Here is a 23,404-nt window from a genome sequence, read left to right as displayed (position 1 = left end):
GTAGGGTCGGGGCCATGAAGATCCGTGCACATGCCCTCCTGTTCGACAACGACGGCACCCTCGTCTCCTCCCTCGCCTCCGTGGACCGCTGCTGGACGCGCTGGGCCGCGGAGTACGGCGTCACGGAGGCGTTCGGCAGGATCGAGCTGCACGGGCGCCCCGCCGTCGAGATAGTCGCCGACCTGCTGCCCGCCGCACGCGTCCCCGAGGCACTCGCCCGGATCGAGGCGCTGGAGGTCGAGGACGTGCCGAACGACGGCGTCCACCTGCTGCCCGGCACCCGGGCCTTCCTCGACGCGCTGCCCGCCGACCGCTGGGCCGTCGTCACCTCCGCCACCCGCCGGCTCGCCGAGGCCCGGCTCGACGCCGTCGGCATCCAGCCCAAGACGATGGTGACCGCCGACGACATCACGCGCGGCAAGCCGGACCCCGAGCCCTATCTGCTCGCCGCCCGTGAGCTGGGCGTCGATCCGGCCGACTGCGTCGTCTTCGAGGACGCCCCCGCGGGTCTCGCGGCCGGCCGGGCCGCCGGCATGACCACCGTGGCGTTGACCACAACCCACCGGGCCGACGAGCTGGATGCCGACCTCGTGGTGAAGGACCTATCGGCCCTGTCCGCGCTGGTCGGCGAGGGCTTCGTCGAGGTTTCCGGCCGCGCCTGACTCCTGTCCGCCGCTGTCCAGCATGCGGACAGCGGCGGCAGGTAAGGACCGTACGTCTGCTTTACTGATCGCATGACCACCACGAGCAGCCGCATTCCCGCGACCGAGGCGCCCCTGACGCCCGGTGCTCGTTGTATGTGTCGAATGTGCGCCTTCTAGAGGGCCCCCGCACCAACCGAGCCTCGCGCCCCGAAGCGAGCCCGCTCAGGTCCGCCCGTCCCGGGTTCCAGGACTGAGCCACGCCCCGCGCACACGTTCTCCGCGTTCCCCTTTTTACGGTTTCACGGAACCGTGCTGCGTCCGGCTGCCTTCGACCACGTATGCCCCGTGCCCGGCGACCACGACGCGCCGCGCACTCGACAGTGACGGAACTCCAGTGATCACCACTTCGGGCCTCACCAAGGTCTACCGCTCGCGCGGCCGCGAGGTCACCGCCCTCGACGGCGTCGACCTGCACGTCCGCGAGGGCGAGGTGTACGGCGTCATCGGCCAGTCCGGCGCCGGCAAGTCCTCGCTCATCCGCTGCGTCAACCTGCTCGAACGCCCCACCGCCGGCACCGTGACCGTCGCCGGTCAGGACCTCACCGCCCTGGCCGGGCGCGGACCCCGGGCCGGCAAGGAGCTGCGGCGGGCGCGCAGCCGTATCGGCATGGTCTTCCAGCACTTCAACCTGCTGTCCTCGCGGACCGTCCAGGACAACGTCGAGCTGCCGCTCGAAATCCTCGGCACGTCCGGGAAGGAACGTTCCCGCAAGGCGCTGGGACTGCTCGACCTGGTGGGCCTCGCCGACAAGGCGAAGTCCTACCCGGCCCAGCTCTCCGGCGGCCAGAAGCAGCGCGTCGGCATCGCCCGCGCCCTGGCCGGCGACCCCAAGGTGCTGCTCTCCGACGAGGCAACCAGCGCCCTCGACCCGGAGACCACCCGCTCGATCCTCCAGCTGCTGCGCGACCTCAACCGGCAGCTGGGCCTGACCGTCCTGCTCATCACGCACGAGATGGACGTCGTGAAGTCGATCTGCGACTCCGCCGCCCTCATGGAGCGCGGCCGGATCGTCGAGTCCGGCACCGTCGGCGAACTGCTCGCCACCCCCGGCTCCCAACTGGCCTCCGCCCTCTTCCCGGTGGGCGGCGAGGCCTCCGCCGACGACCGCACCGTCGTCGACGTCACCTTCCACGGCGAGGCCGCCACCCAGCCGGTCATCTCCCAGCTCTCGCGCACCTACAACATCGACATATCGATCCTGGGTGCCGCGATCGACACCGTCGGCGGCCTCCAGGTCGGCCGGATGCGCATCGAACTGCCCGGCCGCTACGAGGACAACGTCGTACCGATCGGCTTCCTGCGCGAACAGGGACTCGAGATCGACGTCCTGGGCCAGGAGCCCGTACTGCTGAAGGAAGGTGCCCGGCTGTGACCTGGTCCGAGATGCAGCCCCTGCTGGAGCAGGCGTGCTGGGACACCCTCTACATGGTCGGCTGGTCCACCGTCATCGCAGTCGTCGGCGGGCTCCCGCTCGGCGTCCTGCTCGTCCTCACCGACCGTGCCGGACTCCTCCAGAACGTCCTGGCCAACAAGGTCATCGGGCAGATCGTGAACGTCGCCCGCTCGATGCCCTTCATCATCCTGATGGTCGCGCTGATGAGCTTCACGCGCTGGGTCACCGGCACGACCATCGGCCGCGAGGCCGCCATCGTGCCGCTCGCCATCGGCGCCATCCCGTTCTTCGCGCGCCTGGTCGAGACGGCCGTCCGCGAGGTGGACGGCGGACTCGTCGAGGCCGTGCAGGCGATGGGCGGCAACACCTGGACCGTCGTGCGCAAGGTCCTCGTCCCCGAGTCGCTGCCGTCCCTCATCGCCAGCACCACGACCACGATCGTCGCCCTCATCGGCTACTCCGCCATGGCCGGCACGGTCGGCGCCGGCGGCCTCGGTGACATCGCCATCCGCTACGGCTTCCAGCGCTTCGAGAGCGAGCTGATGTGGATCACGGTGGCGATCCTCGCCGTCGTCATCTCCCTCATCCAGGCCGCAGGCGACTTCGCCGCCCGCTCCCTGCACCACCGGGGCGGCCGCGCCGGGCCCGCGCCGAAGCTGCGCCTGCTGAAGGCCGCCACCGCCACGAGCAAGACCGTCTAGGCCCCCTGCTCGCACCCCCCTGAACTCCCCGGGCACCCATGCCGGGGTCGCACCACCCCTAGGAAAGGCACTTTTCGTGCGTAACACCGCCAAGATCACCACCGCCGCCCTCGCCGTCGGAGCCCTCACCCTCGGCCTCTCCGCCTGCGGCTCGGACAAGGACTCCGATTCCGACGCGAACGCCCCGCTGAAGGTCGCCGCCACGCCGACCCCGCAGGGCGAGATCCTCACCTACATCAAGGACAACCTCGCGAAGAAGGCCGGCCTCGAACTCGAGGTCAAGGAGTTCACCGACTACGTGACGCCGAACACGGCCGTCCAGCAGGGCGAGGTCGACGCCAACTACTTCCAGCACCAGCCGTACCTGGACGACTTCAACAAGAAGAACGGCACCGACGTCGTCGCCGTGCCGAACGCCACGGTGCACCTGGAGCCCCTCGGCGTCTACTCGCAGGGCGTCAAGAAGCTCGCGGACCTGAAGAAGGGCGCCACGGTCGCCCTCCCGAACGACACCACCAACGAGGCCCGCGCGCTCAAGCTGCTGGAGGCCAACGGCCTGATCGAGCTCAAGGCGGGCGTGGGCTACGAGGCGACCCCCAAGGACATCGCCTCCAACCCGAAGAACCTGAACTTCAAGGAGCTGGAGGCGGCCCAGCTGCCCCGCTCCCTCGCCGACGTCGACGCCGCCGTGATCAACGGCAACTACGCGCTCGAGGCCGACCTCAGCCCCGCCAAGGACGCCATCGCGGCCGAGTCCCCCAAGGACAACCCGTACGGCAACTTCCTCGCGGTGAAGAAGGGCAACGAGGACGACCCGCGCGTCGAGAAGCTCGCGAAGCTGCTCACCTCGCCCGAGGTGAAGAAGTTCATCGAGGACAAGTACAACGGCGCCGTCGTCGCCGCCTTCTGAGCCGTCGGAGCGTCATCTGACGGGGCGTTCGACGCGTATCGCCCACCACGGGGTCCCCACCTCCATCGGGTGTGGACCCCGTGGTGCGGTTCAGTGCTTTCATGCTGCATGCTGGGCAGTTCGCAGGCCCTGAAGGTTTTTCCGACGGTTACGGAGCGGCGCATGACTGGCACCTTCCCCACCATCTCCATCAGCACGGAGCGGTTGGTGCTGCGTCCCCTCGACGAGGACGACGTGCCCGCACTCGCCGAGATGATGAACGACGAACAGGTGGGCGCATGGACGGACGTGCCCCAGCCGTTCACCGAGGACCGCGCGCGCACCTGGATCACCGAGTACGCCCCCGCCGAACGGGAGGCCGGCCGCGGACTCGACCTCGCCGTCACCGAGTTCCTCACCCAGCGCCTGGTCGGCATCGTCCAACTGGCCAAGACCAACTGGCACGTACGCGCCACCGAACTCTCCTACATCGTCGCCCCCTGGGCCCGCGGCGAGGGCTACGCCTCCGAGGCCGCCCTCGCCACCGCCCAATGGCTGTTCACCGACCAGAAGTTCGAGCGCATCGAGCTGCGCACGGCCGCCGACAACACCGCCTCCCAGCAGGTCGCCCAGAAGATCGGCTGCATCAGCGAGGGCGTCCTGCGCAACGCCTGCATAGCCCACGTGCGCACCGAGGACGGCACCTGGACCGACGTGCGCACCGACTTCATCGTCTGGAGCCTCCTGCCCGAGGACCTCGACGGCGCCGGGGACCACCTGGCCGGATCCGACGGCTTCACCTCCTACGGCGAGTGGAACTGACCGGGACCCGGCCCCCCGGGCCCGGGCGGCGGCCGCGCCACGACCAGGTACCCTCACGAGGCCCGGTCCCCGGGCTCCCCATGACGACCTGCGCGCACCCAGGAGACTGACGACGATGGCCGACCGCGTCACGGTGATCGGCTGGGACGGCTCGCCGCTGACCGCCGCGGCACGATCCGCCCTCGGTGCGGCCACCCTCGTGGCCGGCGCCGCCCACCATCTGGCGCTCCCTGAAGTGCCGCCCGCCGCCGAGCGCATCCGCCTGGGCAGCGTCGCCCTCGCCGCCCGCCGCATCGCGGGCCACCGGGGCACCGCGGTCGTGCTCGCCGACGGCGACCCCGGTTTCTTCGGCGTCGTACGCACGCTGCGCGCCCCCGAGTTCGGCCTCGAGGTCGAGGTCGTCCCCGCCGTCTCCTCCGTCGCCTCGGCCTTCGCCCGCGCCGGAATGCCCTGGGACGACGCACAGGTGGTCGTGGCACATCCGCGCACCCTGCGACGCGCGGTGAATGTGTGCCGCGCCCACACCAAGGTCGCCGTGCTGACCTCGCCGGGCGCCGGCCCCGCCGAACTCGGCCTGCTCCTGGAGGGCGTCCACCGCACCTTCGTGATCTGCGAGGAACTGGGCACCGACCGTGAGCAGGTCACCGTCGTCACCTCCGACAAGGCCGCCGACCACACCTGGCGCGACCCCAACGTCGTGATCGTCGCCGGCGGCACCACCCCCGCGCCCGACGGCATCGGCTGGATCGCCGGGCGCGACCCGTCCACCGGCCCCCGCGGCTGGACCCTGCCCGCCCAGGCCTACGGCGGCCTCATGGGCGAGGGCGAGCTCGAACCGCTGCGCGCGGCCCAGCTCGCCCGGCTCGGCCCGCGCGTCGGCGACCTCGTCTGGGACATCGGCTGCGGCAGCGGCGCCTTCGCCACCGAGGCCGCACGGGCCGGCGCCGCCGTCATCGCCGTCGACAGCGACCCGCGGGCCTGCGAGCGCACCGAGGCCAACGCGCGCGCCTTCGGCGTCCAGACCCAGATCGTCCACGGCACCGCGCCGCACGTCCTGGAGGACCTCCCCGAACCGGACGTCGTGCGCGTCGGCGGCGGGGGAGCGGCCGTCGTCTCCGCGGTGGCCGACCGGCGCCCTCAGCGCATCGTCACCCACGCCGCCACCCGCGACGCCGCCGAACTCATCGGCCGCGACCTCATGGAGCACGGCTACGACGTCGAGTGCGCCCTGCTGCAGTCCGTCGAACTCGACACGCGGGCCTGGACGGAACGCGAGCGGAGCGTCGCGTTCCTGCTCAGCGGGGTTCTCCCCGATCGCTCGGTGTGACCGTCCGACCATCCCCGTGATCCTGTTGTCGTACCGCTCGCGGTAGGCTGGCCGACTGTTGTACCGCATGCGGGCGCCCGGCAGTTCGTCGGCCAATGTCCGGAAAAACGCTCCCGGTTCGGGGCGGGTGTGGTACGGCGAAACCGGAGGACGCGCAACGTGGCGCAGTCCACAGCGGCCCGTCGCGGATCAGCCTGTCGCGACGGCCCAACGGCCAGGACAATGCCACTCAATGGCTTTGTCGCCTTTTTTGGGCGGGTCGTTCGTGCCGCTGGGCTCGGACGCTCGTTCTTCATGGCGGGGGCGGTCGGTGCGCCGTCCCCGGTGAGCAGGTCGTGGAAGCACTAACCGATGGGCGAGGGGTACGCATGACCGACACCGGCCAGGTCCCGGGCGAGGGACTGCCGGAGAGCGCAGGCATGGTGGAGCAGCCGGGCGTCCCCGGGGCGCCGGATGCGTACAGCTACCTCTCCGAGACTCCCGCCGAGGAAGAAGACCTGCTCCTGCCCGGCTCCCAGGGCGCCTGGGGCAACGAGGTCGCCCCGCCCGCCCCGGAGCCGGTCGTCGAGGCCGTGCACGAGCCCGACGCGCACGAGCTCTCCGGCCGCGACAGCGGCTCCGTCGACCTGACCGGCGTGCGGCTGCCCGGACCCTCGGCGCCGGCGCCCACGGCCCCCACGACGCCGATCCCCCCGATCACGCCCCGGCGCCCCCTGCACCTGGGCCCGCCCATCCCGGACGCCTCCGCCAGCCCGGTCCGTTCGCTGGCCGACCGGGGTGCCGTCGGCATGCCGGCCCGGCAGCCGGGCCACGCCGTCCCCGAGTACGCCGAGACGCAGGCCCCGCCGCAGGCGGCCGCCTGGGGGGCGCCCGCCCCCGCCCAGGTCGGCACGGAGGCCCAGGCTGCCGAAACGGTTGTCCCGGCCGCCGAGCCCGTCGGGGCCGCGCAGGCGGTCGTGGCGCGCGTCGCCACCGAGGCCGGTGCCGCCACGGGCGTCCCGCAGGCCGCCGAGGCCGGTGCCGTCGCACAGGTGGCCGAGGGCCAGACGCCCGTCGCCCAGGACGGGACGTACGGCGCACCCGAGCCGTCGCCCGAGCACGCCGCGGCCGTCCCCGGCCAGGCCGGTGCCCCGGCCCCGGTCGCCCACGAGCCCCAGGGCCCCCACGAGAACGCCGCCGCTTCGGCCATGACCGGCGGGAACGCGCAGGACGCCGCCGAGCCCCAGGCCGTCGCCGCCACCCCGCAGGACGCTCGGCCCGGCGAGCCCGCGCAGGTCCCGGCCGGTCCCGAAGTGTCCGAAGCTCCCGAGGCCCAGCAGGGCGCCGAGACGCCGGTGCCGGAGGCCGCGCCCGTCGCCGCCGAGCCGGCGGAGCCCGAGGCCGTCGCGCCTGATGCCGTGATGTCCGAGGCCGCCGCGCCCGCGGACGCCCGGCCCGTCGCCGAGTCGGCGCCCGCGGCAGCGGTCCAGGAGGCCCTGGCTCAGGAAACCCCGGTTCCGGAAGCCCCGGCTCAGGAAATCCCGGTTCCGGCAGCCCCCGCCCCCGTCGCCGAGGCCCCCGAGCCCGCCCCGCATGACGTCGAGGCGCCGGCCGGCGTAGCGGCCCCCGTGGCGGAGGCCGCCGAGGCACAGCCCCAGCCCGAACCGGCCCAGACCCCCGAGCCCGCCCCGGAGCCCCTGGCCGAGACGTACGCCCCGGAGCCCGTGGCCGAGGCGCACACCCCCGAGCCCGCCCAGGCGCTCCCGCCCCAGGTCCAGCCCTCGGAGGACGTCCCCGCCGAAGCGCCGGACGTATCGGACGTTCCGGAACAGGCCGAGCCGCGGCCCGCCGCGACCGCCGTACCGGAGCAGCCCGAGCCGGAAGCCCTCGCCGAGGCCCCCGAACCGGCCGCCCAGGCCCCCGCCGCCGAGGAGGCCGCCGTGCCACCGAGCGAGCCCGGCCCGGCCGAGCAGCCGGCCCAGATCCCGGACGCCGTGGCGGCCCAGCCCGAGCAGCCGCTGCCTGAGGCCCCCGAGGCCGTCCCCGCGGAGGCCGTCCAGCCGCTCGCGGCGGCCGCCGCCCCCGAGCCGGTGACAGTCGAGCAGTACGCGGCCGAGCAGTACGCGGCCGAGCAGTACGTCGCCGAACCGGCCGGCCCGCAGCTCAGGCAGGCCGCCGGGCCGGACGACGTCCTGGCCGTGATGCCCGGTGCCGTCCCCCAGGAGCCCCCGCCCGGCCAGCCCCTCGGCCAGTTCGTCCCGGTCGAGGGCACCGTGCCGACCACCCCGCACCTCGCGCCCACCCCGCCGCAGCCGCTGGTCCTGCCCACCGAGGAGTCCCCGGCCCCCGCCGCCGAGGTGCCCGCCCCCCGCGAGGCCGACCCCGGGCTCGTCCAGCACGCCGACGACCTGGACACCCGGGTCGCCGACGAGGACCGGGCCGACGAGGAGGCGCGGGCAGAAGAGGCGCAGGACGCCCCGGCCGAGGAGGAGCCGCACCGGCCCGGCGGCCCCGCCGCACCCGCGTACGACGACGCCGAGCGCGAGGCCGTCCTCAAGGTGATGCGCGAGCGCCGCGACATCCGCAACGGCTTCCGCAGCGACCCCATCCCGCACGAGGTGCTGCTCCGGGTCCTGGAGGCCGCCCACACGGCGCCCTCGGTCGGCCACTCCCAGCCCTGGGACTTCGTCGTCATCCGCTCGTCGGAGACCCGGCGCACCGTGCACGAACTGGCCATGCGCCAGCGCGAGGCATACGCCAAGTCCCTGCCCAAGGGCCGTGCGAAGCAGTTCAAGGAACTGAAGATCGAGGCCATCCTCGACACCCCGGTCAACATCGTCGTCACCGCCGACCCCACGCGCGGCGGCCGCCACACCCTCGGCCGGCACACCCAGCCGCAGATGGCGCCGTACTCCGCCGCCCTCGCCGTCGAGAACCTGTGGCTCGCCGCCCGCGCCGAGGGCCTCGGCGTCGGCTGGGTCAGCTTCTTCGACGAGCGCGAGATGGTCCGCGCCCTCGGCCTGCCCGAGCACCTGGAGGTCATCGCCTACCTCTGCGTCGGGTACGTCGACGAGTTCCCGGACGAGCCCGAGCTGCTCCAGGCGGGCTGGTCCAAGCGCCGCCCGCTGTCCTGGGTCGTCCACGAGGAGACGTACGGCCGCCGCGCCCTGCCCGGCGAGGAGCCGCACGACCTGCTCGCCGAGACCGTCTCCCAGATCCGGCCGCTGGACGCCAAGGCGCTCGGCGAGGCGTGGGAGCGGCAGAAGCGCATGACCAAGCCGGCCGGCGCGCTGGGCATGCTGGAGATCATCTCCGCGCAGCTGTCCGGCCTGTCCCGGCAGTGCCCGCCCCCGATCCCGGAGCCCGCGGCCGTCGCGATCTTCGCCGGTGACCACGGCGTGCACGCCCAGGGCGTCACCCCGTGGCCGCAGGAGGTCACGGCCCAGATGGTGGCCAACTTCCTCGGTGGCGGCGCCGTCTGCAACGCCTTCGCCGCCCAGGTCGGCGCCGAGGTCTGCGTGGTCGACGTGGGCGTGGCCGCCGATCTCCCGGCCACCCCGGGCCTGCTGCCCCGCAAGGTCCGCGCCGGCACCGCCGACATGACGACCGGCCCCGCGATGACCCGCGAGGAGGCCAAGCAGGCGGTCGAGGTCGGCATCGAGACCGCCCGCGACCTGGTGGCGGCCGGCAACAAGGCGCTGCTGACCGGTGAGATGGGCATCGCCAACACCACGGCGTCCGCCGCGCTGATCTCCCTCTACACGGGCACCGACCCGGCCGAGGTCACCGGCCGCGGCACCGGCATCAACGACGAGACGCTGGCCCGCAAGACCGAGGTCGTCCGGCGCGCCCTGGAGTTCCACCAGCCCGACCCGGCCGACCCGATCGGGGTCCTCGCCGCGATCGGCGGTCTGGAGCACGCCGCGCTCGTCGGCCTGCTCCTCGGCGGCGCCTCCCTGCGCACGCCGGTGATCCTGGACGGCGTGAGCGCCGGCGCCGCCGCCCTGGTGGCCCGCGCGATCGCCCCCGAGGTGCTGGCCGCGTGCATCGCGGGCCACCGCAGCGCCGAGCCCGGACATGTGGCCGCTCTGAACAAGCTGGGCCTGCGCCCCCTGGTCGACCTCGACCTGCGGCTCGGCGAGGGCACGGGCGCGCTCCTGGCCCTCCCGCTGGTCCAGAGCACGGCCCGGGCGATGCACGAGGTGGCGACGTTCGACTCGGCGGGCGTCACCGAGAAGTAGCCGGGTGCCTGGGGACCCGGAGCCGCGCGCCCCGGGTCCCCTCGCCCTGCGCGCGGCGGCCCACAGGCCGCCCAGCCCTCGGACACCCGAACCGCCGTTGCCGTCCGCAGCATAAAATCCGCACGTCAGGGCATCGCCCCGCCGCCACCCCCAAGGGAGCCGTACCCTCATGGCCGAACACCCCGCCTATCCCGTAGGCCTGCGCCTCACCGGTCGCCGGGTCGTCGTCCTCGGCGGTGGCCAGGTCGCCCAGCGCCGCCTCCCGGCGCTCGTCGCTGCGGGCGCCGACATCCGGCTGGTGTCCCCGGAGGCGACGCCGTCGGTCGAGGCGATGGTGGACGCGGGGGAGATCACCTGGCACCGGCGCCGCTACGAGGAGGGCGACCTCGCGGACGCCTGGTACGCCCTGATCGCCACCAGCGACCCGGAGGCCAACACGGCCGCCTCCGCCGAGGCCGAGCGGCACCGCGTGTGGTGCGTCCGCTCCGACGACGCCGACGCCGCGACGGCGTGGACGCCGGCCACCGGGCACAGCGAGGGCGTCACCGTCGCCGTGCTCACCACCGAGGCGCGCGGCCGCGACCCCCGGCACACCGCCGCCATCCGGGACGCCGTCGTCGAGGGCCTGCGCGACGGCACCCTCGTCGCCCCGCACCACCGCACCCGTAAGCCCGGCGTCGCCCTCGTCGGCGGCGGCCCCGGCGACCCCGACCTGATCACCGTGCGCGGCCGCCGGCTGCTCGCCGAGGCGGACGTGGTCATCGCCGACCACCTCGGCCCGCGCGACCTCCTCGCCGAACTGCCGCCGAGCGTCGAGGTCATCGACGCGGCGAAGCTGCCGTACGGCCGGTTCATGGCCCAGGAGGCCATCAACGAAGCGCTGATCGAGCACGCCCGGCAGGGCAAGTCGGTGGTACGGCTCAAGGGCGGCGACCCGTTCGTCTACGGCCGTGGCATGGAGGAGGTCATCGCGCTCGCGGAGGCAGGCATCCCGTGCACGGTCGTGCCCGGCATCTCCAGCTCGATCTCCGTGCCGGGCGCCGCCGGCATCCCCGTGACGCACCGGGGCGTGGCCCATGAGTTCACGGTGGTCAGCGGCCATGTCGCCCCCGACGACGAGCGGTCCCTGGTGGACTGGCCGTCGCTCGCCAGGCTCACCGGCACGCTCGTGATCCTCATGGGCGTCGGCACCCTCGGCAAGGTCGCCGAGACGCTCATCGCGCACGGCAAGTCCCCGGACACCCCGGTGGCCCTGGTCCAGGAGGGCACGACGGCCGGGCAGCGCCGGGTCGACGCGACGCTCGCCACGGCCGGCGCCGCGGTGGTCGAGCACGAGGTGAAGCCGCCCGCCGTCATCGTCATCGGCGAGGTCGTGAAGGCGGGCCCGGCCCCCACAGCCCGAGCCATTCCGTAACCCGGGGTAACAGACCCTCTCCGCACCGTTGGCACCGCACCCAGGACAAGGCAGTATCACTCTGTGGCCGATCTCATCACCGTCGACGACCCCGACGACCCGCGTCTGCGCGACTACACGGGCCTGACCGACGTCGACCTGCGCCGCCGCCGCGAACCCGCCGAGGGCCTGTTCATCGCCGAGGGCGAGAAGGTCATCAGACGGGCCAAGGAAGCCGGCTACGAGATGCGCTCGATGCTGCTGTCGGCCAAGTGGATCGACGTCATGCGGGACGTCATCGACGAACTCCCGGCACCGGTCTACGCGGTCAGCCCCGACCTCGCCGAACAGGTCACCGGCTACCACGTGCACCGCGGTGCGCTGGCGTCCATGCAGCGCAAGCCGCTGCCCGGCGCCACCGACCTGCTCCACAACGCCCGCCGGGTCGTCGTCATGGAGTCGGTGAACGACCACACCAACATCGGCGCGATCTTCCGCTCCGCCGCGGCTCTCGGCATGGACGCCGTGCTGCTCTCCCCGGACTGCGCCGACCCGCTGTACCGCCGCAGCGTCAAGGTCTCGATGGGCGCGGTCTTCTCCGTGCCGTACGCCCGTCTGGAGACCTGGCCCAAGGCGCTGGAGACGGTCCGCGAGGCCGGCTTCTCCCTGCTCGCGCTCACCCCGGACGAGAAGGCGAAGTCCCTCGACGAGGCCGCCCCGCACCGGATGGACCGGGTCGCCCTGATGCTCGGCGCCGAGGGCGGCGGCCTGTCCACGCAGGCCCTGGTCGCCGCCGACGAATGGGTCCGCATCCCCATGTCGCACGGTGTCGACTCCCTCAACGTGGGCGCCGCGGCCGCCGTCGCCTTCTACGCGGTGGCCACGGGCCGCCCCGAGGTCTAGGGGGCGTCTTGCCGATCAGGCCGGGCTCCCGGTCACAGCACTAGCCGCGCACCTACTCCTGCTCCGGGATCTGGAACTCCGAGGAGTACCGCTCGTCCATCGTCCCGTGGTCCGGCGCCACCCGCTCCTGCGTGGGACGCCCGCCGCCGGTGCCGCCGAGGCCCCGGTCCGGACCCTGGCAGCCCTGGGCGGCCGCGATGCCGAGCGCGACGAGCAGCGTCACCACGACGAACACGAACAGCCGCTGCCGCAGCAACTGCGGATTGGCGGGCCTGCGCCCGGTCCCGGTGTTCCGCGGAGCCGTACGGCCGGTGCCGCCGCGCGTAGCGGGCCGGCCGCCGTTGCGGGAGGTGCCGCGCGGCGCGGGCGTCGGACGGGACCCCGCGCGGGACGCGGAACCGCCGGATCCCGCGCGGGACGCGGAACCACCGCCGGTCCTCGGCGCGGAACCGTCCCGGGCGGGCCCGGGCACCCGGCCCGCACCGCCGCCGCGCGGCCCGGCCGCGCCCCGGGGCGGGGGAGTGCCCGGCGAGCGCCGCTGCACCCGCTGCGGTTCCGGATACGTGTCGGCGAGCCGTCCGGTGGCCCGGTCCGCCTCGGCGGCGCGCTGCGCCGGAGGACGCACGTCCCCGAGCCCCTGCGCCTCCCGCGCGGCGATCTCCTTCAGGCGCAGCGACAGCTGGAGGGTGCTGGGCCTTTCCCCGGGGTCCTTCGCCAGACAGGCGCGCACGAGCGGGGCGAGGGCGTCCGGCACCCCGTGCAGCTGCGCCTCCTCGTGCACGACGCGGTACAGCATCACCTCGGAACTGCCGTGCCCGAACGGGGAGTCACCCATGGACGCGTACGCGAGCGTGGCGCCCAGGGAGAAGACGTCCGTGGCCGGGGTGACGGCGGCGCCCCGCACCTGCTCCGGGGCGAGGAAGCCGGGCGAGCCGACCGCCGTGCCCACGTGCGTGAGGGTCGAGGCGCCGGTGGCCCAGGCGATGCCGAAGTCGATGATCCGCGGTCCCTTCGGGGACAGCAGGATGTTGGACGGCTTCAGATCCCGGTGTACGACCCCGGCCTCGTGGACCGCGACCAGCCCCTCGGACAGGGCGGCCCCCACGGCGGCGACCTCCGCGGCCCCGAGCGGGCCCTCGTCGGCGACCTTGTCGTGCAGGGAGGGGCCGGGCACGTACTGCGTGGCGAACCAGGGACGCTCCGCCTCCAGATCGGCGGCCACCAGCCGGGCCGTGCACCCGCCCCGAATGCGTCGTGCCGCCGAGACCTCCCGCGCGAACCTGGAGCGGAACTCCTGGTCCTCCGCCAGGTCGGGCCGGATCACCTTGAGCGCGACCCGCTGCCCCTTCTTGTCGGAGCCCAGGTACACGACGCCCATTCCGCCCGCGCCCAGCCGTCTGTGAAGCCTGAACGATCCGACGACGCGCGGGTCCTCGCGCCTCAGGCGCATCATCGCCATGTTCATCCCCGCTGCCCGGTCCGTGTGACGTGCCACAGCTTACGTTTCCACGGGCCGCCGCGCGCAGAGGCCGCGCCCTCTCGGCCCGGTGGATTGTCGGGTGCGGACCGCGAAGGTGAAAGGCGGTCAGAGTGCTGACGGGTCAAGCGACTTCACCACCCCCAGCGAGTCAACCCGTAACAAGGCCAGGGAGGTTGGGTCCGCCGAGGGGAGGGACAGGACGAGGGAGGCGGGCGGGCGGGACGCCGGCCGTACCCCGCCACCGGCGGCGGGCGGGGACGGGCGTGCCCCGAAGATCACGGCCCTGTCGTCCGGCACCGAGTGAGAGAAGTCACCCGGTGGGGCCTGCCGGAGTCCTGGGGGGCACCCCGGAGAAAACGGGCGGACCGGACGTCCCCTCCGGGAAGACCCCGAGACCCGCACGCCGGTCTCCACCCAGGGGAGTACTCCGCCCGCGAGGGCTCATCCTCCGGGAGGCCCGCCAATCGGTACGAGGGCATGACGTGCGGAAGGGGACGCGCCCCTAGATTTGAGGTCAAGCGGCGGGTGCAGCACTCGTCCCCCGAGGTCAGACGCCCGCCGCTGTATACGAGATCCGACACAGGTCAGGAGAGGGACCATGGCCCAGACGGCACCGCGGGCACTGCTCCGCACCCAGGCGCGCTTCCTGCCGCGCCCCCGCCGCCAGGGCCGCCGCCACCCGCTGGTGGCGACGCTCATGGCCCTTCCCCTGGCGGCCCTGCTCCTCCTCGTCTTCGACGGGTGGGAGACCGTGGCCACACAGGCGTCGTCCGTGGGTGTGATGCTGGGGCGCTGAGCGGCGACCCCAGGCCCGGAAGAGCGGTCCGGGCGGGGACATCCATCCATGAAACCCCGTGGGGACGGGGGTGCGGCGGACGGCACAGATGCCGGCGCAGCTGGGGAGCTGCGCCGGCATTGCTCTGTCCGGCCCCGGCTCGCTCCGGCACCGGCTCTGTCCAGCACTCGCGGCGGACGCGTACGCTCACCCCAGCCGACCCGCCTCCGAGGGACCCCGTGACGCCGAACCGCCTCCTGCCCGACCTCGCCGCGCACGCCGAGGCCACGGCGCACACCCTCGCCCCGGCCTGCGGCTCCTGCATGGCCGTCACCCTCGCCGACCGCCCCGACGCCACGGTCGTCCGACACGCCGACACCGTGGCCAAGGCCCACCCCCCGGACAGCGTCCCGGCCGATCTCGTCCCCCGCCTCACCGCCGCCGCGCGGCTCCCCGGCCTCCTCCTGCCCCCGCTCACCCCCGCGCCCGCCGACCTGCACGGCCGACTCGTCAGCTACTGGCCGTACGGCCGCCCCGTGGACCCGGCCGACCCCGACGCGGCGCCCTGGGAGGACGCGGCCGCGCTGCTCGCCGGACTGCACCGCGCACCCGCCCCGGCCGGCCTGCCCGCGATGCGGGGCCCGGTGAAGGCCGCCCGCGCCGTGAAGCGGCTCCGCTCCGCCACCGCCGCCCCGCGCGCAGCGGCCACCGCCGTCCTGCGCGCCTGGGACACCGTCCCGGCCTGGGCCCGCGCCGAGGCCCCGCAGCCGGTGCCGGGCGCCCTGTGCCACGGCGACTTCCACCTCGGCCAGCTCGTCCGGCACCCGGCGCCGGACGGCCCGTGGCTGCTGATCGACGTAGACGACCTCGGCACCGGCGTGCCCGCCTGGGACCTGGGCCGCCCCGCCGCCTGGTACGCCTGCGGGCTGCTCCCGCCCGACGAGTGGAGCCGCTTCCTGGCGGCCTACCGGGCCGCCGGCGGCACCGCCGTCCCCGCCGCGGGCGACCCCTGGCCCGCGCTGGACGTCCCGGCCCGCGCTCTCACCGTGCAGACCGCGGCCAGGGCGATCACCAAGGCGCAGGAGGAGGGCCGCCCGCTCGACGAGGCCGAGCAGTGCCTGGTGGACGCCTGTGACCGAATGGTGCCTGTCCCGCCCGAGTTGGCCCAGGGTTCCCCGAAGTAGGGTGCAACCGACCGCAGCCGGGCAGAGTCTGTCCTGGCGAGACGCGAAGCAGGACCGACCGGCGAGGAGTTGAGCCGAACGATGCAGTGTCCGAAGTGCCATGCGCCGATGCACACCTACAACCGCAACGGCGTCCAGATCGAGCAGTGCAGCGGCTGCCGCGGGATCTTCCTGGACTACGGCGAGCTGGAGGCCCTGACCCGCCTGGAGTCCCAGTGGACCCAGCCGGCCCCGCCGCCCCCGGCCGCTCCGCAGTCCTACCCGGCCGCCGCCCCGCAGGCCCCGGCTTGGGGTGCCCCGCACGGCGGTCACGGCGCCCAGTACGGCCACCGCCGCCACAAGAGCTTCGGCCACATGCTGTTCTCCAGCTGAGCCGCCGGGCCACGAAGAAGCCCCCGGTCGACGACCGGGGGCTTCGGTGTGTGGACGATACTGGGATTGAACCAGTGACCTCTTCCGTGTCAGGGAAGCGCTCTCCCGCTGAGCTAATCGTCCTCGGGACCACGGCCCGGGGGCCGTGGGCACTGCGTGCGCGATACTGGGATTGAACCAGTGACCTCTTCCGTGTCAGGGAAGCGCTCTCCCGCTGAGCTAATCGCGCGGGTCAGACCTTCGATGATCGGTCGAAGATCCAGTGGACGATACTGGGATTGAACCAGTGACCTCTTCCGTGTCAGGGAAGCGCTCTCCCGCTGAGCTAATCGTCCTTGGAGGTGGAGACGGGATTTGAACCCGTGTAGACGGCTTTGCAGGCCGTTGCCTCGCCTCTCGGCCACTCCACCAGGAGTGAGGGGGTCGGGAAGATCCCCTTGTTCCTTCGAGCGGACGACGAGGCTCGAACTCGCGACCTCAACCTTGGCAAGGTTGCGCTCTACCAACTGAGCTACGTCCGCTTGTCGTTTCCGTCCCGCTCGCGCGGCCCGGCGACGAGTTGAACTCTAGCGGATTCCGGGGCCAGCACAAAAACGCGTTTGCGCAGCGTGCTGCGCCTCACCTGCTCGGCGAGCCGGGGGACCGTGCGGAACGGACGGGGCCAGGTCGCCGCGGCGGCACCGGTCATAGACTCGACGGCGTGCACGACCTCCCGCCTCTCGCCCGATTCGGCGACCGCGTCGCCACCGGTCTCCTGGACGTCACCAGTGACCCCGCGGCCCTCGACTCCAGCGGCTTCTGGGCCGTATGCGCCGACTTCGAGGGCGCTCTGACCTGCGCCCGCTTCCGGGACGTACGGCGGGAGGAGGTGCCCGCCCCGGTGCCGGGTGCCTGGACCGGACCGGCGGCCGGTGACTGGACGTCATCTCTCGACCGCGCGGCGTACACGGCCGGTGTGCGGCGCATCCGCGAGCACATCGCGGCCGGCGAGGTCTACCAGGCCAACCTCTGCCGTGTGCTGAGCGCGCCCGTCGGGGCGGACGCCGACGTCGACGCGCTGACCGCCCTCCTCGCGCGCGGCAACCCCGCGCCGTACGCCGGAACGATTCGGCTGCCCGGGCACGGTGTGGAGATCGCCACCGCCTCGCCCGAGCTGTTCCTGCGCCGCGACGGGCGTGTCGTGGAGTCCGGACCGATCAAGGGCACCGGCCGCACCGAGGCGGACCTCCTGGACAAGGACTACGCCGAGAACGTGATGATCGTCGACCTGGTGCGCAACGACATCGGCCGGGTCTGCGCGACCGGCTCGGTCTCCGTCCCCGATCTGTGCGCCGTGGAGAAGCACCCGGGCCTCGTGCACCTGGTCTCCACCGTCCGCGGCGAACTGCGCCCCGGCGCGGGCTGGCCCGAACTCCTCGGCGCCGCCTTCCCGCCCGGCTCGGTCACCGGCGCGCCCAAGTCCAGCGCGCTGCGGATCATCGACGCGCTGGAGACGGCACCGCGCGGACCGTACTGCGGAGGGATCGGCTGGGTCGACGCCGACCGCGGCACCGGCGAGCTCGCCGTCGGCATACGGACCTTCTGGATCGACCGGGAGGCGGGCGCGCTGCGTTTCGGCACCGGCGCTGGGATCACCTGGGGGTCGGACCCGGAAGGGGAGTGGCGGGAGACCGAGCTGAAGGCGTCCCGGCTGCTCGCGGTAGCGTCGGGCACGTACGAGGTGAGTGGAGAGGGACTGCAACCGTGAAGATCTGGCTCGACGGCGGGCTGAAGGACATCGAGACCGCCCGCGTCTCCGTCTTCGACCACGGTCTGACCGTGGGCGACGGCATCTTCGAGACCGTGAAGGCGGTGGACGGCCGGCTGTTCGCGCTGACCCGGCACCTCGACCGGCTGACGCGCTCGGCGCTGGGGCTCGGCCTGCCCGCCCCCGACCACGACGAGGTGCGCCGCGCGTGCGCCGCCGTCCTGGAGGCCAACCCGATGCCGCTCGGCCGGCTGCGCATCACCTACACCGGCGGGCAGGGCCCGCTCGGCTCCGACCGCGGCGAGCACGGCCCCACGCTCGTCGTCGCCCTCGGCGAGACCAGCCGCCGCCCCGACACCACCGCCGTGATCACGGTGCCCTGGACCCGCAACGAGCGGGGCGCGCTCACCGGCCTGAAGACCACCTCGTACGCCGAGAACGTCGTCGCCCTCGCCCGTGCCCACGAACACGGCGCGTCCGAGGCCCTGTTCGCCAACACCGTCGGGCAGCTCTGCGAGGGCACCGGCTCCAACGTGTTCGTCGTCCTGGACGGCGAGATCCACACGCCGCCGGTCGCGTCGGGCTGCCTCGCGGGCATCACCCGCGCCCTCACCGTCGAGTGGACCGGCGCCAAGGAGACCGACCTGCCGCTGGACGTGCTGGAGCGGGCCGACGAGGTCTTCCTCACCTCCACCCTGCGGGACGTGCAGGCCGTGCACCGCGTCGACGACCGCGAACTGCCGGGCGCGCCGGGACCGGTGACCGCCAAGGCCATGCGGATCTTCGAGGAGCGCTCCGGCGACGATCTCGACCCGTGACCGGGAATTCGGCTGCCGCCGGCCCGGTCCGCTGGGTAGAACTCACCTGATGACCACGACCCTGCGGCCGACCGAGCCGCTTCAGCACCACACCGACGGAACCCGTTCGCGCCGCTACCAGGTGTGTGTGAACGGGCGCCCCGTGGGCGTCCTCCTCCTGGGCACGCACCCCGTCTTCGGCGAGGGCGTGGCCCGGATAACGGAACTGCGCATCGAGGAGGCCGACCGGCGGCGCGGCCGGGCCACCGTCGCCGCTCTCGCCGCGGAGGAGGTGGCGCGGGGCTGGGGCTGCCACCGCATCGAGGTGACGGTCCCCGGGGACGCCGTACCGGCGCTGCGCCTGGTGACCGCCCTCGGGTACCTCCTGCGCAACCGCGGCATGGCCAAGGCGCTCGGCGACGCCCCGCCCCCGCTCCCGGAGGGCACCCGGGCGCGGCCCATGACCGGGCCCGAGTTCGAGACATGGCTGGTCAAGAGCGACGAGGACTACGTCCGCAGCTGGGTCGAGCGCGGCGTCCCCGAGGACGAGGCGCGGGTGAAGTCGCAGCGGGACCACGAGGCACTCCTGCCCCAGGGCCTGCGCACGCCGGGCGCCTCCATCGACGTCCTGGAGCACGAGGGGACACCGGTGGGCACCGTCTGGGTCGGCACCCGGCAGGGCCGTGCCTACGTGTACGACGTCGAGACGCGTCCGGAGCACCGGGGCCGGGGCCACGGCCGCTCGCTGATGCTCCAGGCCGAGGGCCGGGCGATCGCCGCCGGGCACCGGTTGCTCGGCCTCAACGTCTTCGCGGGCAACACCGCGGCAGAGCGGCTGTACGACTCGCTCGGTTACGAGACGACGGTGTACGCCCTGTACAAGGCGCTGCTGTAGCGGCCGTCAGGCCCCCGCCTGCTCCGCCAGCAGCCGGTCCACGATCTCCTCGACGCGCTCGCGCAGCCCCTCCTGGCTCTTGCCGCCGTCGAGGCGCTCGCCGTCGATCACATAGGTGGGGGTGCCGGTCACGCCGATCGCCTTGCCCTCGGCCTGGTCGGCGTCGACGATCAGGATGTGCCGGCCGTCGATCAGCGCGGTGTCGAACTCCTCCGCGTCCAGGCCCAGTTCCCGGGCCACCTCCATCAGGAAGGGCTCGCCCTGGCGGTCCAGCTCCTCGACCCGGCCGAGCACCGCCTCGATGTACGGCCACCCCTGCCCCTGCTCAAGCGCCTCCTCGGCGGCCTGCGCCGCGGCGAAGGCGTGCTTGTGCTTCTCCAGCGGGAAGTGCCGCAGCCGCAGCTCCAGCCGGTCGCCGTAGCGGGCGCGCAGGGCGCGCAGATCGTCGAGGGCGCTGCGGCAGTCGGGGCACTGGAGCTCGCACCAGAAGTCGAGGACGACGGCGGCGCGGTCGGGAGAGGAGTCGTTCATGGTCCCAGTCTCCCAGCCGCGCACCAGGCGGCCCAATCCGGCCCGCGACCGGCACCTCCGGAGGAGACGACCCGGAGATCTCCCTGATCTCGGTGCGAGCCGTGGCCGCGCGGGGTGGCGACGGTGCAGGATGGAAGGGACGAAAGCCCTGTCGGACGCAGCCCGCCTGGAGGACCGGATGATTGCCGAGACCGTCTGTTCCGCCGTCGCCGCGGCCGGCCTGGGCATCGCGGCGGTCACGGCGTACCGCAAGCGTTACCTCTCGGCCACGCGCATCGCGGCCTACGCGCTGGTGCCCCTGGGGCTGGTGATGACCGGCGTTGTGGAGTGGCTGGCCGACACCGCCTTCAGCCCGACGGCCTGGGCGGGCTTCGGGGTCCTCGGGGTGGCCTGGGTGCTGTTCGCGAGCACCCGTGCGGTGGAGCGCCGCCGCGGCGGCACCCGCAAGGAGCGCAAGGAGGCCCGCGCGGCCGAGCGCCGCGAGGCGGTGGCCCCGGCGGCCTCCGCGCCCTCGCTGGGGGAGGGGGCCAAGCCGTCGAAGCGGCCCACGACCGGCCCCCGCGCCGAGCCCGCCGACGACTTCAGCGACATCGAGGCCATCCTGAAGAAGCACGGCATCTGACCAGGGGACACCCGGGCGGAAGCGACACAGTGGGTCGCCCTGCGGCCCTGAACGATCACGATTCGGACCGGACCTCACGGATTACGGCGAACACCCGCTCATTCCGGGCGCGTTGATCGCGAAGCGGGCCTGATCTGCGCCATCATCGCCCGCGAGATGCTGGACACGACACAGAGCGAGGCCGCGCCACCTCAGGACGAGCCTCGTGGGTGCCTCTTCGCCCTTTCCCAGCCACCGCTGATGATCTTCCTTGCGGTGATCGGGTGTCTGCTGCTCATGGCTGCGCTGCACGATCTGCTGCTGCTCTGAGCCGTACCCGCGGTCCCCGGCGCCACCCGCCGGGGCCCGCGTCGACACTCCGTCCGGCGTCTCAGCCGGTGGCCTCCTTGCGGCGCGCCCGGTAGGCGGCCACGTGCAGGCGGTTGCCGCAGGTACGGCTGTCGCAGTACCGGCGGGAACGGTTGCGCGAGAGATCCACGAAGGCGTGCCGGCAGTCCGGTGCCTCGCAGCGGCGCAGCCGCTCCTGCTCCCCGGCCACCACGAAGAAGGCCAGCGCCATGCCGCAGTCCGCCGCGAGATGGTCCGCCACGGACGCGCCGGGGGCGAAGTAGTGCACGTGCCAGCCGTGCCCGTCGTGATCGGTGAGGCGCGGTGTGGTGCCCGCGGCCGCCACGAGCTCGTTGATCAGCCCGGCCGCGGCCCTCGGGTCCGCCGCCGCGAAGATCGACGCGAACCGTCCGCGCACCTTGCGCACCGCCGACAGGTCGAACTCCGACAGCACCCCGACATCGCTGATGTCGTGCTTTCGCACGAAGTCACCAAGGCTCGTGATGTCCGACAGCCCGTCCTCGGCGCCGTCCTCGTCCGGCGCGGTGTTCACCAGATCCACCACGACATCGAGTGCGCACCGGGCGTCATGGGTGATCAGCACGTTCTGCTCCCTGGCCTGGGGTGGGCGTGGGCGCCCGCCGATGCTGGCCGATGGTAGTGGCTCACACGCCAGGCACACCGCCCTCGTCCGCACATGGCTTCGAATACAACGCCCGGGGAGCGCTCATGGTTCCCAGGGCGGCTCCGGACCGGCCGCCGGGCCCTCAGGCGGCGCACCACGGCCCCCGGACCGCTCAGGGGCCCCGAGACACCGGCGCCGCCCTCGCGACAGCGAGGACGGCGCCGGTGGCCTGCCTATGCGGTTGTTCTGGCCCGAGCCGTCACCCCGAGTCGACGGCGCCGGGCGGCTTGCGGGGATCTCGCCCTAGCTTTCCGCCAGGATGTGCGAGAGCTCCTGGTCGAGGTCGAAGTGACGGTGTTCCGTACCGGGGGGCACGGCGGCGTCCGTCCGCTTCAGGAAGGACTCCAGGGCTCGCGCGGGGGCCTCGAGCAGTGCCTCGCCCTCGGGAGAGCTCAGGGCGATGCAGACGACCCCCTGACCATGACTGCGCGACGGCCAGACACGGACGTCGCCGGTACCGGTGGGCCGGTGGAGGCCCTCGGCGAGGAGGTCGCGGGCGAACACCCACTCGACGGTCTCCTCGGCTCCGGTGTGGAAGGTGGCGTGCACGGCGTAGGGGTCGGCCGTGTCGTACCGCAGGCCTGCGGGGACAGGCAGGGAGGACTCGCTCGACACAACGAGGCGCAGGTGCAGCTCGCAGCTGACCGTGGTGTTCATAAGCGCCAGGGCCTTTCGCTCAGTGTGCGCTCGGGGATTCGCACGTCGGCGAAATCGACATGCCACCTACGGTGCCGTTGTAAACCCCTCTGAGTGTTTTGCGTGGGATTACGTAACTCTTCCGGCCGAGAACCCGTTCGTGCGGTACGACCATTTCGGTGACCGGATTCGGTCCGGTAGGGTTTGGCCGCATGAATACGGGGAGTGACGAGTCCGGAGGAGCCGTCGTGGCGTCCGAAGGGGCCCAGGTGAGCAAGGCGCGGGACGACGGCGAGCGGGCCCTGGGCTCGCGGGCGCCCGAGTTCGTCAAGGAGCGGCGCCTGCTGCACCTGAGCTGGCAGGTGGGCGTCTTCATCATCGGCCTGGCGGTCGTGGTCGCGGGCATCATCATGCTGCCGCTGCCCGGGCCCGGCTGGGTCGTGATCTTCGGCGGCATGGCCATCTGGGCGACCGAGTTCGTCTGGGCCCAGCTGGTGCTGCGCTGGACCAAGCGCAAGGTCACCGAGGCGGCGCAGAAAGCGCTCGACCCGAAGGTGCGCCGACGCAACATCGTCCTGACCTCGATCGGCCTGGTGATCATCGCCGTGCTGGTCGGGATCTACGTGTGGAAGTTCGGCGTCGCCATGCCGTGGAAGATCAAGGACCAGTGAGCGCGCGGGGTGCGGATGCCCTCCGGGCCGGCTCCGGGGCGGTCACCCGCACCCCCTGACATGGGGTAATGTTCTTCCTGCGCCGGGGCGATTAGCTCAGTGGGAGAGCGCTTCGTTCACACCGAAGAGGTCACTGGTTCGAACCCAGTATCGCCCACCCGGATCCGACGGCCCGCCTGTGAGACCACAGGCGGGCCGTCGGCGTGAGTGGACACGGCTGCAGCCGCGCGCACCGGACGGTGACGATCCGTTACATGGGGTGAGGTGCCGAGGGGGCACCGAAAGGATCAACGAGACCGTCGCGCTCTTCAAGAAGAAGTATCCGAAGAT

22 protein-coding genes and 6 tRNA genes are annotated in these 23,404 nt (G+C 73.1%); 19 read left to right on the top strand and 9 right to left on the bottom strand.

Going from position 1 to position 23,404, the window contains the following annotated elements; genetic code table 11:
* Positions 1 to 14: 14 nt before the first annotated feature.
* From ADL34_RS26790 to ADL34_RS26750, 9 genes are all read left to right on the top strand, one after another.
* Positions 15 to 662 (top strand): HAD-IA family hydrolase, encoded by a 648-nt coding sequence (locus ADL34_RS26790; protein ID WP_062671915.1) that lies wholly within the window; start codon positions 15 to 17, stop codon positions 660 to 662.
* Between the two features lie 376 nt (positions 663 to 1,038).
* On the top strand, positions 1,039 to 2,076 hold the full coding sequence (locus ADL34_RS26785) for a methionine ABC transporter ATP-binding protein (RefSeq protein ID WP_062671913.1): 1,038 nt from the start codon (positions 1,039 to 1,041) through the stop codon (positions 2,074 to 2,076).
* A complete protein-coding gene (locus tag ADL34_RS26780; protein WP_062671911.1) occupies positions 2,073 to 2,798 on the top strand; it encodes a methionine ABC transporter permease in 726 nt (241 codons plus the stop codon). The genes ADL34_RS26785 and ADL34_RS26780 overlap by 4 nt, the downstream gene beginning before the upstream one ends.
* 76 nt (positions 2,799 to 2,874) lie before the next feature.
* Positions 2,875 to 3,708: a MetQ/NlpA family ABC transporter substrate-binding protein gene (locus tag ADL34_RS26775; RefSeq protein WP_062671910.1), complete on the top strand. Its 834-nt coding sequence runs from the start codon at positions 2,875 to 2,877 to the stop codon at positions 3,706 to 3,708.
* 162 nt (positions 3,709 to 3,870) lie between these two features.
* Positions 3,871 to 4,509, top strand: coding sequence for a GNAT family N-acetyltransferase (locus ADL34_RS26770; RefSeq protein WP_062671908.1), 639 nt, complete (start codon positions 3,871 to 3,873; stop codon positions 4,507 to 4,509).
* 115 nt (positions 4,510 to 4,624) lie between these two features.
* The gene (cbiE, locus tag ADL34_RS26765) at positions 4,625 to 5,836 is read left to right on the top strand and encodes a precorrin-6y C5,15-methyltransferase (decarboxylating) subunit CbiE (protein ID WP_062671906.1); all 1,212 of its coding nucleotides are present in this window, start codon (positions 4,625 to 4,627) and stop codon (positions 5,834 to 5,836) included.
* Positions 5,837 to 6,204: 368 nt separating this feature from the next.
* Positions 6,205 to 10,056 carry a nicotinate-nucleotide--dimethylbenzimidazole phosphoribosyltransferase gene (gene cobT, locus ADL34_RS26760; protein WP_062739822.1) on the top strand — a complete coding sequence of 1,284 codons (3,852 nt, stop codon included), beginning with the start codon at positions 6,205 to 6,207 and terminating at the stop codon, positions 10,054 to 10,056.
* Between the two features lie 169 nt (positions 10,057 to 10,225).
* Positions 10,226 to 11,470, top strand: a complete 1,245-nt coding sequence (gene cobA / locus ADL34_RS26755; RefSeq protein WP_062674203.1) for a uroporphyrinogen-III C-methyltransferase — start codon at positions 10,226 to 10,228, stop codon at positions 11,468 to 11,470.
* Positions 11,471 to 11,533: 63 nt separating this feature from the next.
* Positions 11,534 to 12,352 (top strand): TrmH family RNA methyltransferase, encoded by an 819-nt coding sequence (locus ADL34_RS26750; RefSeq protein ID WP_062674205.1) that lies wholly within the window; start codon positions 11,534 to 11,536, stop codon positions 12,350 to 12,352.
* A gap of 52 nt (positions 12,353 to 12,404) precedes the next feature.
* Here ADL34_RS26750 and ADL34_RS26745 read toward each other — a convergent pair whose 3' ends face one another.
* The gene (locus ADL34_RS26745) at positions 12,405 to 13,817 is read right to left on the bottom strand and encodes a serine/threonine-protein kinase (protein WP_062674207.1); all 1,413 of its coding nucleotides are present in this window, start codon (positions 13,815 to 13,817) and stop codon (positions 12,405 to 12,407) included.
* Between the two features lie 613 nt (positions 13,818 to 14,430).
* Here ADL34_RS26745 and ADL34_RS26740 point away from each other — a divergent pair.
* The 3 genes from ADL34_RS26740 to ADL34_RS26730 all read left to right on the top strand — a co-directional run bounded on the left by ADL34_RS26740 (position 14,431) and on the right by ADL34_RS26730 (position 16,163).
* On the top strand, positions 14,431 to 14,628 hold the full coding sequence (locus tag ADL34_RS26740; RefSeq protein WP_062674209.1) for a hypothetical protein: 198 nt from the start codon (positions 14,431 to 14,433) through the stop codon (positions 14,626 to 14,628).
* Between the two features lie 218 nt (positions 14,629 to 14,846).
* A complete protein-coding gene (locus tag ADL34_RS26735) occupies positions 14,847 to 15,791 on the top strand; it encodes a phosphotransferase family protein (protein WP_062674211.1) in 945 nt (314 codons plus the stop codon).
* A gap of 81 nt (positions 15,792 to 15,872) precedes the next feature.
* The gene (locus ADL34_RS26730) at positions 15,873 to 16,163 is read left to right on the top strand and encodes a zf-TFIIB domain-containing protein (RefSeq protein ID WP_079034483.1); all 291 of its coding nucleotides are present in this window, start codon (positions 15,873 to 15,875) and stop codon (positions 16,161 to 16,163) included.
* 51 nt (positions 16,164 to 16,214) lie between these two features.
* On the opposite strand, the gene ADL34_RS26725 is transcribed toward ADL34_RS26730, so the two are convergent.
* The 5 genes from ADL34_RS26725 to ADL34_RS26705 all read right to left on the bottom strand — a co-directional run bounded on the left by ADL34_RS26725 (position 16,215) and on the right by ADL34_RS26705 (position 16,684).
* Positions 16,215 to 16,286, bottom strand: a tRNA-Val gene (locus tag ADL34_RS26725).
* 34 nt (positions 16,287 to 16,320) lie between these two features.
* Positions 16,321 to 16,392 (bottom strand) — tRNA-Val (locus ADL34_RS26720).
* 34 nt (positions 16,393 to 16,426) lie between these two features.
* Positions 16,427 to 16,498 (bottom strand) — tRNA-Val (locus ADL34_RS26715).
* A 1-nt stretch (position 16,499) separates the two neighbouring features.
* Positions 16,500 to 16,573, bottom strand: a tRNA-Cys gene (locus ADL34_RS26710).
* A gap of 38 nt (positions 16,574 to 16,611) precedes the next feature.
* Positions 16,612 to 16,684: transfer RNA gene (locus ADL34_RS26705), tRNA-Gly, on the bottom strand.
* 179 nt (positions 16,685 to 16,863) lie between these two features.
* On the opposite strand from ADL34_RS26705, the gene ADL34_RS26700 reads away from it, so the two are divergent.
* The 3 genes from ADL34_RS26700 to ADL34_RS26690 are packed head-to-tail and all read left to right on the top strand — an operon-like array spanning position 16,864 to position 19,602.
* Complete coding sequence (locus ADL34_RS26700; protein WP_062674216.1) at positions 16,864 to 17,910, top strand: chorismate-binding protein; 1,047 nt, start codon at positions 16,864 to 16,866, stop codon at positions 17,908 to 17,910.
* Positions 17,907 to 18,728 carry an aminotransferase class IV gene (locus tag ADL34_RS26695; RefSeq protein WP_062674218.1) on the top strand — a complete coding sequence of 274 codons (822 nt, stop codon included), beginning with the start codon at positions 17,907 to 17,909 and terminating at the stop codon, positions 18,726 to 18,728. Before ADL34_RS26700 ends, ADL34_RS26695 begins: the two co-directional genes overlap by 4 nt.
* Before the next feature lie 49 nt (positions 18,729 to 18,777).
* The gene (locus tag ADL34_RS26690) at positions 18,778 to 19,602 is read left to right on the top strand and encodes a GNAT family N-acetyltransferase (RefSeq protein ID WP_062674220.1); all 825 of its coding nucleotides are present in this window, start codon (positions 18,778 to 18,780) and stop codon (positions 19,600 to 19,602) included.
* Positions 19,603 to 19,608: 6 nt separating this feature from the next.
* Here ADL34_RS26690 and ADL34_RS26685 read toward each other — a convergent pair whose 3' ends face one another.
* The gene (locus tag ADL34_RS26685; RefSeq protein WP_062674221.1) at positions 19,609 to 20,133 is read right to left on the bottom strand and encodes a DsbA family protein; all 525 of its coding nucleotides are present in this window, start codon (positions 20,131 to 20,133) and stop codon (positions 19,609 to 19,611) included.
* A 178-nt stretch (positions 20,134 to 20,311) separates the two neighbouring features.
* Between ADL34_RS26685 and ADL34_RS26680 the strand changes: the two genes are divergently transcribed.
* A complete protein-coding gene (locus ADL34_RS26680; protein ID WP_062674223.1) occupies positions 20,312 to 20,755 on the top strand; it encodes a hypothetical protein in 444 nt (147 codons plus the stop codon).
* Positions 20,756 to 20,911: 156 nt separating this feature from the next.
* Positions 20,912 to 21,064 (top strand): hypothetical protein, encoded by a 153-nt coding sequence (locus ADL34_RS36445; RefSeq protein ID WP_004002639.1) that lies wholly within the window; start codon positions 20,912 to 20,914, stop codon positions 21,062 to 21,064.
* 61 nt (positions 21,065 to 21,125) lie between these two features.
* Here the strand turns inward: ADL34_RS36445 and ADL34_RS26675 are convergent, their stop codons facing one another.
* Both ADL34_RS26675 and ADL34_RS26670 read right to left on the bottom strand, forming a co-directional pair.
* On the bottom strand, positions 21,126 to 21,686 hold the full coding sequence (locus tag ADL34_RS26675; protein ID WP_062674225.1) for a CGNR zinc finger domain-containing protein: 561 nt from the start codon (positions 21,684 to 21,686) through the stop codon (positions 21,126 to 21,128).
* Positions 21,687 to 22,010: 324 nt separating this feature from the next.
* Complete coding sequence (locus ADL34_RS26670) at positions 22,011 to 22,424, bottom strand: SsgA family sporulation/cell division regulator (RefSeq protein ID WP_004002642.1); 414 nt, start codon at positions 22,422 to 22,424, stop codon at positions 22,011 to 22,013.
* Positions 22,425 to 22,615: 191 nt separating this feature from the next.
* Between ADL34_RS26670 and ADL34_RS26665 the strand changes: the two genes are divergently transcribed.
* Together ADL34_RS26665 and ADL34_RS26660 are read left to right on the top strand one after the other, a co-directional pair.
* Positions 22,616 to 23,074 carry a TIGR02611 family protein gene (locus ADL34_RS26665; RefSeq protein ID WP_062674227.1) on the top strand — a complete coding sequence of 153 codons (459 nt, stop codon included), beginning with the start codon at positions 22,616 to 22,618 and terminating at the stop codon, positions 23,072 to 23,074.
* Positions 23,075 to 23,159: 85 nt separating this feature from the next.
* Positions 23,160 to 23,231: transfer RNA gene (locus ADL34_RS26660), tRNA-Val, on the top strand.
* The last annotated feature ends 173 nt before the right edge of the window (positions 23,232 to 23,404 follow it).

This window comes from Streptomyces sp. NRRL WC-3605 (genome assembly GCF_001509795.1).
GTDB lineage: Bacteria > Actinomycetota > Actinomycetes > Streptomycetales > Streptomycetaceae > Streptomyces > Streptomyces viridochromogenes.
The sequence above is the reverse complement of the archived record's forward strand: the minus strand, read 5'-3'. Positions and strand labels throughout refer to the sequence as shown.

Coding starts and splice junctions, on each gene's coding strand:
- ADL34_RS26790 (WP_062671915.1), top strand. CDS start 15: ATGAAGATCCGTGCACATGCCCTCCTGTTCGACAACGACGGCACCCTC.
- ADL34_RS26770 (WP_062671908.1), top strand. CDS start 3,871: ATGACTGGCACCTTCCCCACCATCTCCATCAGCACGGAGCGGTTGGTG.
- cbiE (WP_062671906.1), top strand. CDS start 4,625: ATGGCCGACCGCGTCACGGTGATCGGCTGGGACGGCTCGCCGCTGACC.
- cobT (WP_062739822.1), top strand. CDS start 6,205: ATGACCGACACCGGCCAGGTCCCGGGCGAGGGACTGCCGGAGAGCGCA.
- cobA (WP_062674203.1), top strand. CDS start 10,226: ATGGCCGAACACCCCGCCTATCCCGTAGGCCTGCGCCTCACCGGTCGC.
- ADL34_RS26745 (WP_062674207.1), bottom strand. CDS start 13,817: ATGAACATGGCGATGATGCGCCTGAGGCGCGAGGACCCGCGCGTCGTC.
- ADL34_RS26740 (WP_062674209.1), top strand. CDS start 14,431: ATGGCCCAGACGGCACCGCGGGCACTGCTCCGCACCCAGGCGCGCTTC.
- ADL34_RS26730 (WP_079034483.1), top strand. CDS start 15,873: ATGCAGTGTCCGAAGTGCCATGCGCCGATGCACACCTACAACCGCAAC.
- ADL34_RS26690 (WP_062674220.1), top strand. CDS start 18,778: ATGACCACGACCCTGCGGCCGACCGAGCCGCTTCAGCACCACACCGAC.
- ADL34_RS26685 (WP_062674221.1), bottom strand. CDS start 20,133: ATGAACGACTCCTCTCCCGACCGCGCCGCCGTCGTCCTCGACTTCTGG.
- ADL34_RS26680 (WP_062674223.1), top strand. CDS start 20,312: ATGATTGCCGAGACCGTCTGTTCCGCCGTCGCCGCGGCCGGCCTGGGC.
- ADL34_RS36445 (WP_004002639.1), top strand. CDS start 20,912: ATGCTGGACACGACACAGAGCGAGGCCGCGCCACCTCAGGACGAGCCT.
- ADL34_RS26670 (WP_004002642.1), bottom strand. CDS start 22,424: ATGAACACCACGGTCAGCTGCGAGCTGCACCTGCGCCTCGTTGTGTCG.
- ADL34_RS26665 (WP_062674227.1), top strand. CDS start 22,616: ATGAATACGGGGAGTGACGAGTCCGGAGGAGCCGTCGTGGCGTCCGAA.